Origin of the sequence: Flavobacterium phycosphaerae (genome assembly GCF_010119235.1) — a bacterium.
Lineage (GTDB): Bacteria > Bacteroidota > Bacteroidia > Flavobacteriales > Flavobacteriaceae > Flavobacterium > Flavobacterium phycosphaerae.
In genome coordinates, this window is record NZ_JAAATZ010000001.1 from 868,052 (window position 1) to 883,950 (window position 15,899).

Consider the following 15,899-nt stretch of genomic DNA (forward strand, 5'->3'; position numbering starts at 1 on the left):
TTGAGTGGCTTTTTTATATGATGCAAAGATGAAATTACATTTTCAAAATTTTGAAATTCGCTTCTTTATCATTGAATTTCAGTTTAAAGAAATAGGTTCCGGTGGCGAATTGTGAAATATCAACACGGGCACTCAAGTCATTCATTTTTTGGTTAAATAATAACCTGCCTTCTACATTATACACGGCCACTTCTGTAATGGCATCTTTAGAAGTAATAGAGACCAAACCATTGGTTGGATTAGGATAATAGCTGTAATCCAGGAACTCATTGGTTTCTTCACCTAATGTTCCTGTACATGAAATGATGGCATTCCATCCTGATTTAGTTTCCAATTGGTCAGAAACAAACTTAAAGGTTAAAGAGCCTTCTGTTGAAGTTGAATTAAACGGACCCGGTATGGTTGCGCCGGTTAATCCTCCTGAAGTTAAATCAGGATAAAACTCATCAGGACCATTGTACACATATAAAAAATCAAAGGTATCTTCCAGATTAAAACTTGAAAACGTAACTTTTAACTTTAATCCTTGATTATAAGGAGTTATTGTTCTTACCCAAGTTTCTAAATTAGTATAGCTTCCAGATGTTCCGCCGGTATCTGTAAATTGCATTCCCGCACAAACATTGGTTGTATTGGTTGCAAAAATCTTTTCTCTGTTAGCCGGAGTAATATTGGCATCACATAAAGGTCTTATCCGTATTTTATAATAAGTATTAGGATTCAATCCGGTGGCAAAATAATTATTATTCGTAGTAGTATTCCATACTATATTGGTTGATGAAAATGGTGTAACAGCCACTTCCCAGGACGTATTAAAATCATCACTCCAGCTAAAATATACCGCTGTTGGTGATACACTTTCAATAACTACATTGTCAACGGTATTAATACAAGTATTGATTCCATCAAAGCTCAAACAAGTTGAGTTGTTTACCGTATTTAGAATTAATGCGGCAGGTTGTGGTCCGAAACCATTGTTAAAACTAATACCAACGCCTGACACTAAATGACAATAACTCATTATGGTTCCTTTTTCTGAACTGGAAGGAATAGTTGCCGGTGTGGTCATACAAGAACCGCCTTCCCAAGCAGAACCCAAGGCATAAGGGGCACAGTTGTCTATAGCGGTATTATTACCATTCCAATAACAAGCATGTGTATGTGGTGACCCAAATAAATGGCCAAACTCGTGGGTAATCACTTGTACTGTCCAAGAGTAGGTTGGTACCGTTGAAAAACCATAATCAACATCAGAATAACAATACCCTGATAACGAACACAACCCATCGATTGCTGCTGCAACTCCGCCAAGTCCGCCTTCATCTACTCCAACTAATCCGCCTAAATCACCATCAAAAATTGGTCGTTGTTCATTAAAGGCATTTAAATAAGCCCCTGAATTATCCCCAACTCCTTCATACGGATCTTGTTCTGTCCAAATGAATATGGATTTCAAAGCCGTTGATATTCCATCATTATTATAAAGCGTTTGTACATTGTTGTAAACCGAAGTCATCCAGTTGGTGGTTGCAGTTGTATCACTCCCTTGATTTTGATAGATATTGTAATCTACTTCGAAATAAAGTGTAACCCATCTGGTACTTAAAGTGTTTTGTGGACTTTGAGTACTTTGAGCAGCAATTTTTGACAACAAAGCGCTATCGTCAACATGACAATCAAATTGATTCACAATCTTCATTTTAGCATCCGAATAAACGATGTAGTCGGTTTGATTATTAGGCTTGTCTAATTTTCCAACCACAACATTTCCTAATGCTGAACTCGAAATAATTCCGTTAAACTCTCCATTAAAAAAATTGAAAGAGGAAACCGAATTTACTTCTCCGTTGATGATTCCGCGATAGTAAACTCCTTTTTGGTAAGGGATGTTTTTGGTTTTATCCGTGTCAACATGAAATCCTTCCGCAAAGGGATTTGATTTGTATAAAAGCACTGAAATCGTTTGGTTTTGATAAGGAATTTCCAAGGCAATGTAGTCGTACTGATTGGCGACGATTTCATTAATTTTTGTCATGTTTAGGGTAGCCAGTGTTGCGCCATCTACCACTTTGTCAACATTGGCATTGATAGCATTGGGCGATGGGGTCAATACAGTCATTGGCTTGAAATTCGTATTTGAATTTTGCAATGCAGTAACTTGTTGAGCTATTTTATTTTGTGCCAATAAACAAGCGCAATTAAAAAAGGCAACTAAGAGTAGGATTCTTTTCATTGTGATATTTTTTTTTACAAAGTTATTCAAATTCATAAGGTTTCATTCTTAATATGTTTCAAAATAGCATAAATTAAAAATGATAAAACGCATCTTCTATATGTTCTATTTTAAAATCTCCCTCTTCTTTAGAGACAGCAATGATATCAAAACGCACCGACACATCTAAATCATTGGTTATAACATATTCGTTTACCGCTTTGACCAACAAGCTGATTTTCTTTGGTTTTACAAAATCTTGTGGCAAACCAAATGCTAATGACGAGCGGGTTTTTACTTCAACGATGGCTAAAACTTCGGCTTTTTGCGCAATAATATCAATTTCGGCTTTTTGAAAAGTCCAGTTAGTTTCCAATATGGTATAACCGTTTTGTTCCAAATAACCCGCTGCCAATTCCTCGCCAAGCTTCCCTAGTTCGTTGTGTTCTGCCATTTATTCAAAAACTACTTTACTCATTTCGGCTGTTACTTCCATCGAGATTTGTCTTCCAAAAATCAAACTGCGGTTGTCTCTGATGTGCCCTGCCGGGAAATTATAAATAATCGGAATGTTCAATCCTTTGACGGCATCCTCAATGATTTCCAAGGCATTTCTACCCCACGGAATTTCATTGTCTTTCATTTCAGTCATACCGCCCACAATGATTCCTTTCAAACTGGCCAAACAACCGTTGCGTTTCAGGTTCATCATCATGCGGTCAACATGGTATAAATATTCGTCTAAATCTTCTAAAAACAAGATTTTATCCTGACAATCAATCGCTGATGCTGACCCCAACAAACTATACAAAATAGAGAGATTTCCCCCTACCAATTCTCCTTTGGCTTTGCCTAAATGATTCAAAGCATCACACTCTAAAGTATAGGCTAAAGGGTCGCCAAACAAAGCGGCACATAAGGAATTCTTGGCTTCATCAGTAGCTCTTGGAATGGCAACAGGCATCGTTCCGTGGATAGATTCAATACCCATTCGGTTCAAATGACTGTGCAAAACGGTCACATCGCTAAAGCCGATAATCCATTTGGGATTTTGTTTGAATTTAGTAAAATCCAATTTGTCAATAATTTTTACCGTTCCATAGCCTCCGCGAACACACCAAATCGCTTTGATATTGGGGTTGTCCATTTGCTCTTGAAAATCTTCAGCACGCTGGGCATCTGTTCCGGCCAATTGATAATAATCCAATCCAATGGTTTTCCCGATTTTTACGTTTAAACCCCAACCTTCCAGCAAATCAATAGTGGGTTTTAAATTGTCTTCAATATTTTTTCGCGCTGTAGAAACGATGGCAACAGTGTCGCCTTTTTGGAGATAAGGTGGTGTAATCATCTTTTTTTGTGAATAAGAGGAAAAGGTAAGTAAAGAAATTAAAAATAATATCGGCCGCATTAATCCGTGATGGTTAGTAAAATAGTATGTTTCAAAAGTAAACAAATCCCAAAATTAATTCGGCTATTCGTAGCTAAAAAGTTATTTTTGCTGTCTATTTAGAAGAATATGTTAGAAAATCCAAAACGATATACCATTACAGCCGCGTTGCCTTACACTAACGGTCCAATCCATATTGGTCATTTGGCCGGAGTTTATGTACCGTCAGATATTTACGCGCGCTATTTAAGATTACAAGGAAAAGATGTGGCCTTCATTTGTGGAAGCGATGAACACGGGGTAGCCATTTCGATGAAAGCCAAAAAGAAGGGATTACGCCACAACAAGTCATTGATAAATACGACGGAATCATTCGTCAGTCGTTTGTTGATTTTGGTATTTCTTTCGACAATTATTCACGAACTTCCTCAAAAATTCATCACGATACGGCTTCGGAATTTTTCAAAAAACTATACGACAAAGGTGACTTTATTGAAGAGGTAACTGAACAATTGTATGATGCCAAAGCGAATCAATTTTTGGCCGACCGTTTCGTAACCGGAACTTGCCCAAAATGCGAAAATCCGGAAGCTTATGGTGATCAATGTGAACGCTGTGGTTCAACGTTAAATGCCACCGACTTAATCAACCCAAAATCAACCATAACGGGAGAAACTCCGGTTTTAAAGTCAACCAAACATTGGTTTTTACCACTAGACAGATACCAAGATTTTTTACAGAAATGGATATTAGAAGACCATGTCAAAGACTGGAAAGTAAACGTATTAGGTCAAGTAAAATCATGGTTGGATGATGGTTTAAAACCTCGTGCGGTGACCCGAGATTTAGATTGGGGGATTGATGTGCCTGTGGAAGGAGCAGCAGGAAAAAAACTCTATGTTTGGTTTGATGCGCCAATCGGATATATTTCTTCCACCAAAGAATGGGCTACTCGTGAAGGAAAAGAATGGGAACCTTATTGGAAAGATGCCGGTACCAAACTAGTACACTTCATCGGAAAAGACAATATCGTTTTTCATTGCATTATTTTCCCAGCGATGCTTAAAGCGGAAGGCAGTTTTATTTTACCGGATAACGTTCCGGCTAACGAATTTCTGAATTTAGAAGGCAACAAACTATCGACTTCCAAAAACTGGGCGGTTTGGTTGCACGAATATTTACAAGACTTCCCGAATAAGCAGGATGTATTGCGTTATGCGTTGACCGCCAATGCTCCGGAGACCAAAGACAACGACTTTACCTGGAAAGATTTTCAGGCACGAAATAACAACGAACTGGCTGCCGTTTTTGGCAATTTTATCAACCGAGTGGTTGTTTTAACTAATAAATATTACAACGGCATTGTGCCTTCGCCGAATGAGTTTTCACCAGTTGACGAACAAACTTTGGCCGAATTAAAAGCCTATCCCGCAGTAATTTCAAGTTCTATTGAGCGTTATCGTTTCAGAGAAGCACAAGGCGAATTGATGAATGTAGCACGCTTAGGCAATAAATATTTAGCCGATGAAGAGCCTTGGAAAATGGTCAAAACCAATCCGGAAAGGGTTCAAACACAAATGTATGTTGCTTTGCAAATTGCTGCAGCATTGAGTGTATTATCCGGACCTTTCTTACCTTTTACTGCGAGCAAATTAACCTCAATTTTAAAAGCCGAAACTATTGGTTGGAATAGTGTTTCAGAAACAGCTGACTTACTACCGGCCGGTCACCAAATTGGGGAGGCCGAAATATTATTTGCCCAAATTGAAGATACCGAAATTCAAAAACAAATAGACAAATTGGAAGCCACCAAAAAAGCCAACGTTATGGAAAACCAAGTCACTGAAGCGCAAAAACCTACTTCAACCTTTGAAGATTTTTCAAAATTGGATTTGCGTGTCGGAACCATTTTAGAAGCTGAAAAAATGCCGAAAGCCAATAAACTTTTGGTGTTGAAAGTTGATACAGGAATTGATACTCGTACCATAGTTTCGGGAATTGCAGAACATTTTTCTCCTGAAGAAGTTATCGGAAAGCGTGTTACTGTTTTGGTAAATTTAGCACCGAGAGCCTTACGCGGCGTAGAAAGTCAGGGTATGATTTTGATGACCAACAACACAGAAGGTAAATTGGTTTTTGTCAATCCGGATGCGGAAGGTGTGGAGAATGGAGCTTTAATTAGTTAATAAATACTATGAACCTAAAAGTAATTGCCTTTGATGCTGATGACACTTTGTTTGTCAACGAGCCGTATTTTCAGGAAACGGAGGAGAAATTTTGTGCCTTGATGAGTGATTATTTGTCGCATCAAGGATTATCACAAGAGTTGTTCAAGACCGAGATTGCCAATTTAGATTTGTATGGTTATGGTATAAAAGGCTATATTCTTTCGATGATAGAAGCGGCTATGAGAATTTCAAACAATACCATTTCTATTGAAATCATCGAAAAGATTATCGAATACGGGAAAGAGTTATTGCAAAAACCCATTGAATTATTAGATGGTGTCGAAGAAACACTTGAAGCTTTAAAAGGAAAATACAAACTGATTGTAGCCACCAAAGGCGATTTAAAAGACCAACAAAGCAAGTTGCATCGTTCCGGTTTAGGACATTATTTTCATCATATAGAAGTAATGGCCGACAAACAAGAACTCAATTACCAAAAACTATTGACCCGTTTAGAGATTGAGCCTCATGAGTTTTTTATGATTGGTAATTCGCTGAAATCGGATGTATTACCGGTATTGGGTATTGGCGGTTATGCGGTTCATATTCCGTTTCACACCACTTGGGAACATGAAAAAATCAGTCACAAAGTAGAGCACCCTAATTTCAGAACTTTGGAAAACATTTCGGATGTGCTCCCAATTTTACTAAAATAAAGTGAAGCAAAAATTACCCCTCGACACTTGGAACCGAAAAGAGCATTTTCTGTTTTTTAAACAAATGGAAGAACCTTTTTTTGGCATCACCGCCACTATAGATTGTACCAAAGCCTATGCAAAGTCAAAAGAATTAGGGGTTACTTTTTTCACCTATTATTTGCACAAAACCTTGCAGGCCGTGAATGCCATCGAACCTTTTCGGTATCGCATAATTGATGATGAAGTTTATATTTATGACACCATTGATGTTTCGGCTACGATTTTACGAGACGATAAAACATTTGGCTTTTCATTGATGGAATACGCTGAAAATCTGGATGAATTTGCTGAAATTACCAAAAAAGAAATCGCCCGTGTGAAAGCCACTCCCGGTTTGATTACACGCGATTTTGAGATTAACTTAATTCACTTTTCGGCATTGCCTTGGATTAACTTTACTTCTTATTCACATGCCCGAAGTTTTACTTTTCCTGACAGTTGCCCTAAAGTATCCTTTGGCAAAATGATGGATGACCATGGCAAAAAAACCATGGCAATGGCTATTCATGTGCATCACGGACTGGTTGATGGGTATCACATTGGCGAACTGATAGATTGTTTTCAGGAGTTGATGGACAGGTAACTTTAAGGAGTATAATTTTCATAAACCGTCCAATTTGAGCCATCACTAATGACAAGTAAGGTTCTGTAATGGTTGTCATACATGTAAAGTGTATTGACACCTCCGGAGGTTAATCCTTTAAAAAAGAAGTTGCCGGCTGCCGTTGTAAGTTTAGCTGTATTGGTATTATTAATATTTCTCAAAAAATAAATTCGTCCCGGATAGGTTATAGGGCTTGGGAGTTGAAATTCCTGATCCGTTGCTTGTGGATTTACCGAAACATAAACGCCATCATTGATTAAAGTAACTGAACCGCTGCCGTTTAATGTCAAAGTTTTTACTGATAAATTACCATTTACATCCAAAGTACTAAGTGGCGTGGTGGTATTGATTCCTACTTGTGCATATCCGCTTGGTACAAACAACAAAAACAACACTAAAAACCCAACGGATTTCAGCATTATACTCTGATTTTGAATGTTTTTGACAGTTAACATAAAATAAATGTAGCCAAATAATTGAAAAAAAAGTATGGCAAATTTGGAAACCCTTACCGAAAACGTTTTCGTGTTGACAACTTTAAGGTATTAGCGTTAATTTTTAAAGAATTTGGAAATAAAAAAAGCGGCAAAATTTCACTTTTACCGCTTTCATTGCTTTAGAAGCTGTCAGTTACAACGCATTTAATACTGCTAAAATAGCGTCGCCGTATTTTTCTGTTCGTGCCTTTCCAAATCCCGGTACCATTTCTAAATCGTGCAACGTTTGGGGATTCGTTTTGGCCACGGCAAGTAAATGCGAATTGTGACAAATCCTGAAAGCAGACCAATCTAATGTTTCGGCTAAATCATTTCTCCAATGACGCAAAGCATTGAAAATTTTATGCTCTTGTGGGGACAAATCTTCTTCAGCTAACTTCGTTGTTTCCGTTCCTTTCTTATCGGTTTTTGGGGCATAAAAAACGGCTGCCGACCAAAAATCTAAAGTACCCGTGGTAACAAAATTGGTAGAAGTTAATTTTACCTCAACCGAATCCAAAAACTGATTCATCTTGTCTTGGTCTGATTGACAAAATTCTTTAGCCAAGCGGATATTAAAAACTTTAATATTCATGACTCTCGCTAATGCTTATTTCCCAAGCAACAAGACATCGTTGGCAACTACTTCGGTAATATATCGTTTGGTGCCGTCTTTGTCTTCATAGCTTCTGTGAGTTAGTTTGCCTTCTATGCAAATTTCTTTGCCTTTGGTAACATATTTTTCAATGATGTCGGCTACTTTACCCCAAGCACTTACTCGGTGCCATTCGGTTTGTTCTACTTTTTCTCCTTTGTCGTTGGTATAATAATCGTTAGTAGCAATGGTGATGTTAACTACTTTTTTACCTCCGTCGAAGGTTTTTACTTCTGGTTCTTGTCCTACGTGACCGATTAACTGTACTTTGTTTCTCATGGCATTCATGGCGTTTCAATTTAAATGTTAGTGTTAAAAATTATTTTCTCTTGTTGATGGTTGTTTCAAATCAACGAGGCAAAGTTGCGGCAGTGGGTAAAAATTATTCGGTTGTTATTCATTTACTTTCGGTTGTAACTAATTGTAACCGTTTGTAAACGGAAATATTTTCTTATATTTGGGTAAAGAAAGACAACAAATACAACTGACAAATACTGTCTAGCCCTGATGGGAGTGGCATCTCGTCTTTTGGGACGAGATAGAACGGACAGCAGGAAAATGGAAAACCGATAAAGCCCAAGCCATTCGCTCCTAACCTCTGAAAGGCTCTGGACTAGAGTGAACCCTAAATAAAAAACATGACCAAAGTTTGTTTAGAATGTGGTGAAAAAATTGTGGGTCGCGAGGACAAAAAGTTCTGCAGCGATGGTTGTCGCAATGCGTATAACAACAAAATCAACAAGGACAGTACTAATTATATGCGGAACATCAACAACAAGTTGCGCAAAAATTACCGTATTTTGGTGGCGTTGAATGTGGAAGGAAAATCGAAAACGACTAAATCGAAACTGTTGAGTAAGGGCTTTGACTTTGATTTTTTTACCAATATTTTGAATACCGGTAACGGCAACACTTATTATTTTGTGTACGACCAAGGGTATCGCCTTTTGGAAAACGATTTTTATATGCTGGTCAAAAAAGAACACTAATTGTATCCTGATGAGAAAAAACTACGCTTCTGTCTATTCCGTTTTGGTGCTGGCGGCACTCATTTTTGGTGTTTTTTACTTTATGATGCCCCAGTGTTATGACGAAACTGAAGCACCCCTTTCGGATTTTTCTACACAACGGGCGCTGGAAACGGTAAAAACGATGTCGGCAAAACCCCATTTTGTGGGTTCTAAACAGCACGAGGCAGTTGCCAATTCTCTTCAAACGACTTTACGAAATTTAGGATTAGAAACCTCACTTCAGGAAGGTTTCACGATGACCGAGATGGGTACTTTGGTCAAATCAAAAAATATTTTGGCGCGTATAAAAGGTTCGGCAAATACTAAAGCGTTGTTACTGCTTTCGCATTACGACAGTGCGCCCCATTCGTTTTCAAAAGGCGCCAGCGATGATGCCAGCGGAGTAGCCACTATCTTGGAGAGTGTTCGGGCTTTTTTGCACAATAAGACGCCACATAAAAATGACATTATTATTCTTTTTACGGATGCAGAAGAATTGGGATTGAACGGGGCGGCCTTATTTGTAACACAACATCAGTGGGCCAAAGAAGTAGGACTGGTGCTCAACTTTGAAGCGCGTGGTTCTTCGGGGCCGAGTTATATGCTGATGGAAACTAATAAAGGCAACGCTAAAATGGTGGCCGCTTTCAAAGCCGGAAATGCTACTTATCCGGTTTCGAATTCGTTGATGTACAGCATTTATAAAATGTTACCCAACGACACCGACTTGACGGTTTTCAGAGAAGCCGGAAAAATACAAGGATTTAATTTTGCCTTTATTGACAGTCATTTTAATTACCACACCGCACAAGACACCTATGATAATTTAGACCGAAGAACGTTAGCCCATCAAGGAACGTATTTATTTCCGTTGTTGAATTATTTTTCAAACGCCGATTTGACCGATTTAAATTCGACGGAAGATCAAGTATATTTTAATGTGCCGTTTAGTTTTATAAGTTATCCTTTTGGCTGGATTTGGCCTATGTTGGCAATAGCGTTTGGGTTATTTATACTCTTTGTCTTTATTGGTTTGGGTAAAAGAGCGATGAGAATAGATGAAATTATCAAAGGTTTTATTCCGCTTTTTGGGGCATTGGCAACAGCCGGTTTGGTGACTTATGTGGGTTGGAAATTACTGTTAACTTTCTCCCCGCAATACAATGATATTCTTCAAGGATTTACTTATAACGGTCACGATTACATTTATGCTTTTGTCTGTTTGACGCTGGCCATTTGCTTTTTATTTTATCAAAATAACGGCAAACGCAATCCCGAAATGAGTCAACTGGTGGCGCCATTATTAGTTTGGTTACTTATTAATTCAGGAATTGCTTTGAAACTACAAGGGGCCGGATTTTTAATTCTTCCGGTTATGGCAAGTACTTTGATGTTGGGCTTTTTTGTATTGACACAAAAATCAAATTGGTTTTTAAATGTCCTCTTGGCGGTTCCGACAGTGCTGATTATCATCCCTTTTATTCAAATGTTTCCGATTGGTTTGGGATTGAAAATTTTGTTTGGAAGTTCTATTTTAACCGTATTGGCGTTTACCTTGTTATTGCCCGTTTTTGGCTCCTTTCCGCAAAAGGGAATTTGGGCCGGATTGTGTTTTTTACTATCGCTCGGATTCTTTGTCAAAGCCTATCAAAGTTCGGATTATACTAATGAAAAAGCAAAACCCAACAGTTTGGTATACCTCCTGAATGCTGATACCAATAAAGCTAACTGGGCAACCTATGATACCAATTTGGACGAATGGACCACCCATTTTTTAGGCAAAAACCCAAAGATAGCCACAACCGTTAACGCCAATAAACTCTACAGCAAATATGGCTCAGAATTCACCTTTATGGCGGAAGCTCCTTTAAAAAATATTGCCAAACCAACCATTGAATTTTTGCGAGATACGCTAAAAGGAAATCAGCATTTGTATCGCATAAAAATTACACCTAACCGAAAGGTGAATCGCTATGATATTTTTGTTCGAAATAAAATTCAAATCAACAATCTGAAAGCTAATGGTGTTACCTCGGTTAGTTTTAAAAGCAATATGGGCGCCACAACTTTCGGGAAAATAGTGACTTATTATGTGGTGGATAATCTTCCTTTGGAATTGGAATTTTCTATCAATGCTAAAGCCCAATTGCAATTGGAATTATTGGAAAGTTCGTTTGATTTGATGAACAATCCCTTAATAAATACCGTCAAAAGAAAGCCTTGGATGATGCCAACCCCCTTTGTTTTGAATGATGCTATAATTGTCAAACAAAAAATAAAACCATCGCCAAAATTGGCAGAAGTGAAACCGAGATTTCATCAAAATCCAATAAAAAAAGACAGTTTAACCATTGCTATTGACAGCCTCCGCCCATGAAAAAATCAGTATTTTAGGTTGTGGCTGGCTGGGATTGCCGTTGGCGAAATCATTGCTGGCAAAAGGATTTGCTATTAAAGGTTCTACGACTTCAACAGCCAAGATTCCGATTTTAGAAAATGCCGGGATTGAAGCCTTTCAAATTGAAGTAAAAGAAACCGCAATCCAAGGAGAGATAGCTTCTTTTTTAGCCGATTCAGAAATCCTGATTATTGATATCCCCCGAAATTAAGAGGTAGCGCCGGTGAAAATTTTGTGGCCAAAATCCAAGCACTGATATCTCTAATAGAAAAATCTACGATTACAAAAGTGATTTTTGTGAGCTCAACAGCAGTATATTCCGATGACAACACCATAATCACAGAGGCTACTAAACCTCAACCAGACTCCGAAAGCGGCCGTCAATTGCTGGAAGCAGAAACCCTTTTTCAGAACAATACAAATTTTAAAACTACGGCTGTTCGTTTTGGCGGATTGATTGGTGATGACCGACATCCGATTAAATTTTTAGCCGGAAAACAAAATCTTGAAAACCCGGAAGCTCCTATAAATTTGATTCATCAAACGGATTGTATTGGTGTTTTGGAAAGCATTATTCAAAACGATTTTTTTGGGGAAATTTTTAATGCAGTCACCTCATTTCATCCAACCAGAAAAAACTATTACACTCAAAAAGCACTTGAATTAAATTTACCTTTGCCGGAATTTGAAACCAACCAACCGTCGTTCGGAAAAACTATTCTAAGTACTAAACTGGAAACGGTATTGAACTATTCATTTAAAAAACACCTCTTATGAGTACCACCGACATCATCGGAACCATTGGCGTCAGCCTTATCCTAATGGCCTATTTTCTGAATATCTTTTCTTTAATAAAAAAGACGGAATTTTATTTTATATCCTGAACATTCTTGGCGGTGCCATTGCTTGTTTTTCTTCTTATCTGATTCAATTTTGGCCCTTTGTGATTCTTGAAGGCACTTGGGCAATTATTAGCGTGGTAGCCTTATTAAAAAGTATAAAAAAACCTCAAGCATAACTTGAGGTTTTTATTTATTTAGTGGTGGTCTTACCAGATTTTAACTTGTTTATCAGTAGGTAAATACATCCCGTCTCCTGCTTTGATGCCAAAGGCTTGTTGGAACGTATCCAAGTTTAACAGAGGCACGTAAGCTCTGTACATTCCCGGTGAATGCGGATCGGTTTTTACTTGATTTTTAATCGCTTCATCACGCATTTTGCTTCTCCAGATAGTAGCCCAAGAAATGAACAAACGTTGTTCCGGCGTGTATCCGTCAATTAATCCCGGATTACCGTTTTCTCTTAAATATAATTGCAATCCGTCGTAAGCAGCGTTAATTCCGCCCAAGTCTCCAATATTTTCTCCTAGAGTAAATTTACCGTCTACATGAATCCCCGGAAGTGGCTCCAAAGCTGAATATTGATCGGCCAAAGCTGTTCCTAAAGCCGTAAACTGTGTCAAATCATCAGCTGTCCACCAATCAACCAAGTTTCCTTCGGCATTATAACGTGAACCTTCATCATCAAATCCGTGTGAAATTTCGTGACCAATAACCGCTCCGATTCCACCATAATTTACCGCTTCATCAGCTTGATAATTGTAGAAAGGAGGTTGTAAAATGGCCGCCGGGAATACAATCTCATTATAAGAAGGATTGTAGTAAGCATTTACCGTTTGCGGTGACATACCCCACTCGGTTTTATCTACCGGTTTGCCCAATTTAGCCAAATCTTTTTTCCAACCCCATTGGGAAACGTTTTTGATATTGTCAAAATAAGTTCCTCCTTCTTCCGGGCTTTTGATTACTAAAGCAGAATAATCTTCCCATTTGTCAGGATAGCCAATTTTAATGGTTAGTTTGTCTAATTTTTCGATGGCTTTTGCTTTGGTAGCGGCAGACATCCATGTCAAATTATTGATTCTTTTTTTGTAGGCTCTGATGATATTTTGAATCATTTTTGACGCCTTTTCTTTGGCTTCAGCCGGGAACATTTTTTCTACATATAATTTCCCTAATGCTTCTCCAACGGTACCGTTTACGGTTTGCAAAGCTTTTTCGTGACGCGGTCTTTGTTTTAAAGCTCCGGTTAAGGTTTTACCATAAAACTCCCAGTTAGCAGTTTCAATATCCGTTGATAATTGGCCTGCTGAACTTCTCAACAACATCCAGCGCATGTATGCTTTCCAAGAATCCACTTTATTTTCGGTAAAAATGGTTTGCAACGCTGCCATATATCTTGGTTGCGAAACAATGATAGTGTCCAATTTAGTGAATCCAACACCTTTTAAATAAGTATCCCATTTTACTACCGGTAGCATTTTTTGTAAATCGGCAATCGCTGTTGGGTTGTATTGTTTACGAGCATCTCTTCTTTCTACTCTGTCTAATCTTGGTTGTGACATTTGGATTTCTAATGCCAAAATTTTATCGGCATCTGCTTTAGCTTGTTCTGGTTTTTCGCCTAAAAACTGTAGCATTTTGGCAACATGCAAAACGTATTTTTCGCGTTTTTCTTTAGAATCTTTATCGTCAGAAATATAATAATCTCTATCTGGTAATCCTAAACCGCCTACGCCTAAACTCACTACATTTCGGTTACTGTTTTTTTCATCAGCTCCAATACGAACTCCGAAAAAACCAACGCCTCCACCAACAGCTTCTTCATCCATCATCAATTTTTGCAAATCCTGAATGTTTTTAACCGCGTTAATTTTGGCCAAATACGGTTTCAAAGGAGCAATGCCTTGTTTGTTTCTCGCTACGGTATCCATAGCGGCTTTGTACATATTGATGGCTTTGCCTTGGTCTGTATTGGAAAGGTATTTTGGATTTTTGGCTGCATCTTTTAAAATGGCCAATGCATCTTTGTCCGTGTTTTGACGTAGTTCATCAAAACTTCCCCAACGGGTTTTGTCAGCCGGAATTTCAGTGTTTTTTAACCAAGTTCCGTTAACAAATTTAAAAAAATCTTGGGTTGGACTTACGGTTTTATCCATTAAAGACGTGTCGATTCCAGGCGTCTTTTTTTGTGCGTTGACTTGCGAAACTCCGGTAAAAACCAGTGTGGCCAACAACGTTTTTGAAATAGCATTCATTTTCATAAATCATTTAGTGTTTGTTAATAGTGCAAATGTATTGATTCTGATGGAAGAATCTTTTTTTAATAAAAAAGATAAGTCTTTATTGGGTTGTAAATGTTACAAACTAGCCGTTGCTTTTGTACTTTTGCAAAAAAAAAGCATGCTGCCTTTTATAAAGAAATACCGAATCTTGATTGGAACTTTTATTGTTTTTTCCATCATCACCATTACGCTGTTTTACAATGTACTGAAACCCAGCAAAGCTTTGCCCATCTATAATCCGGCGGATGTCAACCCGGAATTGGTAGACAGTACCATGCAATATGTAGAAAAATACCATACCATTGGTAACTTCTCCTTTATCAATCAAAACGGAAAAATCATCACACAAAAAGATTATGAAGGCAAAATTTATGTAGCCGATTTTTTCTTTACTACTTGTGGCTCCATTTGTCCGAAAATGACCGCCAATATGGTTGATGTGCAGAAAGCGATTTTAAATAATCCTAAAGTTATGTTGCTCTCTCATACGGTAACACCGGAGATTGACAGCGTGCCCGTTTTGAAAAAATATGCTTTGGCCAAAGGCGTAGTCGACTCCAAATGGAACTTGGTTACCGGTGACAAAAAAGACATTTACAGTTTGGCCCGAAAATCTTATTTAGCGGTTAAGCTGGGTAAACCAGACGAACTATACGACATGGTACATACTGAAAACTTTGTGTTGGTAGATGCCCAAAAAAGAGTCCGCGGTTTTTATGACGGTACCAAAAAAGAAGAAATTAAGAGGCTGATTGACGATATTAATTGGCTTTGCGAAAACGATAAAAAGTAGTAAACTGATAATTGTCATTTTATATTCCTTTTTTATGCCTACTTTTGTAATCTTAATTCAATCTAAATAAGCATTGAAAACCACCGTTGATTTATTACAAATTGGAGACAAAGCCACTATCATTCATGTTGATTTGGATAAAATTCCGCTAAAGCTTTTAGAAATGGGCTGTTTGCCCGATAACGATTTGGAGATTATCCAAATTGCCCCGCTTGGCGATCCTATTTATTTGAATGTAAACAACGGTTCTCATTTGGCTATTCGAAAAGAAACAGCTCGTGAGATTGAAGTTGAACTCCACGAGAAATAAC

The 15,899-nt window shown here is 38.0% G+C and carries 15 protein-coding genes and 1 pseudogene; 9 read left to right on the plus strand and 7 right to left on the minus strand.

Annotated elements, in window-relative coordinates; translation table 11 throughout:
- Nucleotides 1-34: 34 nt before the first annotated feature.
- From GUU89_RS03760 to GUU89_RS03770, 3 genes are all read right to left on the minus strand, one after another.
- The gene (locus tag GUU89_RS03760; protein ID WP_162126672.1) at nucleotides 35-2,233 is read right to left on the minus strand and encodes a M12 family metallo-peptidase; all 2,199 of its coding nucleotides are present in this window, start codon (nucleotides 2,231-2,233) and stop codon (nucleotides 35-37) included.
- A gap of 73 nt (nucleotides 2,234-2,306) precedes the next feature.
- A complete protein-coding gene (locus tag GUU89_RS03765; RefSeq protein ID WP_162126673.1) occupies nucleotides 2,307-2,666 on the minus strand; it encodes a YraN family protein in 360 nt (119 codons plus the stop codon).
- Nucleotides 2,667-3,563 carry a S66 peptidase family protein gene (locus tag GUU89_RS03770; protein WP_162126674.1) on the minus strand — a complete coding sequence of 299 codons (897 nt, stop codon included), beginning with the start codon at nucleotides 3,561-3,563 and terminating at the stop codon, nucleotides 2,667-2,669.
- Nucleotides 3,564-3,731: 168 nt separating this feature from the next.
- Here GUU89_RS03770 and metG point away from each other — a divergent pair.
- The 3 genes and pseudogenes from metG to GUU89_RS03785 all read left to right on the plus strand — a co-directional run bounded on the left by metG (nucleotide 3,732) and on the right by GUU89_RS03785 (nucleotide 7,111).
- Nucleotides 3,732-5,788, plus strand: a pseudogene (metG, locus tag GUU89_RS03775) (methionine--tRNA ligase).
- Between the two features lie 8 nt (nucleotides 5,789-5,796).
- Nucleotides 5,797-6,486 (plus strand): HAD family hydrolase, encoded by a 690-nt coding sequence (locus GUU89_RS03780; protein WP_162126675.1) that lies wholly within the window; start codon nucleotides 5,797-5,799, stop codon nucleotides 6,484-6,486.
- 1 nt (nucleotide 6,487) lies between these two features.
- Nucleotides 6,488-7,111: a chloramphenicol acetyltransferase gene (locus GUU89_RS03785; RefSeq protein ID WP_162126676.1), complete on the plus strand. Its 624-nt coding sequence runs from the start codon at nucleotides 6,488-6,490 to the stop codon at nucleotides 7,109-7,111.
- Between the two features lie 2 nt (nucleotides 7,112-7,113).
- Here GUU89_RS03785 and GUU89_RS03790 read toward each other — a convergent pair whose 3' ends face one another.
- The 3 genes from GUU89_RS03790 to GUU89_RS03800 all read right to left on the minus strand — a co-directional run bounded on the left by GUU89_RS03790 (nucleotide 7,114) and on the right by GUU89_RS03800 (nucleotide 8,551).
- Nucleotides 7,114-7,551 (minus strand): hypothetical protein, encoded by a 438-nt coding sequence (locus tag GUU89_RS03790; protein WP_162126677.1) that lies wholly within the window; start codon nucleotides 7,549-7,551, stop codon nucleotides 7,114-7,116.
- Nucleotides 7,552-7,762: 211 nt separating this feature from the next.
- Nucleotides 7,763-8,203 carry an HRDC domain-containing protein gene (locus GUU89_RS03795; protein ID WP_162126678.1) on the minus strand — a complete coding sequence of 147 codons (441 nt, stop codon included), beginning with the start codon at nucleotides 8,201-8,203 and terminating at the stop codon, nucleotides 7,763-7,765.
- A gap of 15 nt (nucleotides 8,204-8,218) precedes the next feature.
- Complete coding sequence (locus GUU89_RS03800) at nucleotides 8,219-8,551, minus strand: single-stranded DNA-binding protein (RefSeq protein WP_162126679.1); 333 nt, start codon at nucleotides 8,549-8,551, stop codon at nucleotides 8,219-8,221.
- A gap of 350 nt (nucleotides 8,552-8,901) precedes the next feature.
- Between GUU89_RS03800 and GUU89_RS03805 the strand changes: the two genes are divergently transcribed.
- From GUU89_RS03805 to GUU89_RS15255, 4 genes are all read left to right on the plus strand, one after another.
- Nucleotides 8,902-9,252, plus strand: a complete 351-nt coding sequence (locus tag GUU89_RS03805; protein WP_162126680.1) for a hypothetical protein — start codon at nucleotides 8,902-8,904, stop codon at nucleotides 9,250-9,252.
- 10 nt (nucleotides 9,253-9,262) lie between these two features.
- A complete protein-coding gene (locus tag GUU89_RS03810) occupies nucleotides 9,263-11,650 on the plus strand; it encodes a M20/M25/M40 family metallo-hydrolase (RefSeq protein WP_235921964.1) in 2,388 nt (795 codons plus the stop codon).
- Nucleotides 11,631-11,882, plus strand: a complete 252-nt coding sequence (locus GUU89_RS15250; RefSeq protein ID WP_317163853.1) for a Rossmann-fold NAD(P)-binding domain-containing protein — start codon at nucleotides 11,631-11,633, stop codon at nucleotides 11,880-11,882. The genes GUU89_RS03810 and GUU89_RS15250 overlap by 20 nt, the downstream gene beginning before the upstream one ends.
- An 86-nt stretch (nucleotides 11,883-11,968) precedes the next feature.
- Nucleotides 11,969-12,448, plus strand: coding sequence for a Rossmann-fold NAD(P)-binding domain-containing protein (locus GUU89_RS15255; protein WP_317163854.1), 480 nt, complete (start codon nucleotides 11,969-11,971; stop codon nucleotides 12,446-12,448).
- Between the two features lie 271 nt (nucleotides 12,449-12,719).
- On the opposite strand, the gene GUU89_RS03820 is transcribed toward GUU89_RS15255, so the two are convergent.
- A complete protein-coding gene (locus GUU89_RS03820) occupies nucleotides 12,720-14,774 on the minus strand; it encodes a M13 family metallopeptidase (RefSeq protein ID WP_162126681.1) in 2,055 nt (684 codons plus the stop codon).
- A 139-nt stretch (nucleotides 14,775-14,913) separates the two neighbouring features.
- Here GUU89_RS03820 and GUU89_RS03825 point away from each other — a divergent pair, with 139 nt between their 5' ends.
- A complete protein-coding gene (locus GUU89_RS03825; protein WP_162126682.1) occupies nucleotides 14,914-15,588 on the plus strand; it encodes an SCO family protein in 675 nt (224 codons plus the stop codon).
- A 73-nt stretch (nucleotides 15,589-15,661) separates the two neighbouring features.
- Nucleotides 15,662-15,898 carry a FeoA family protein gene (locus GUU89_RS03830; protein ID WP_162126683.1) on the plus strand — a complete coding sequence of 79 codons (237 nt, stop codon included), beginning with the start codon at nucleotides 15,662-15,664 and terminating at the stop codon, nucleotides 15,896-15,898.
- Nucleotide 15,899: the final 1 nt, after the last annotated feature.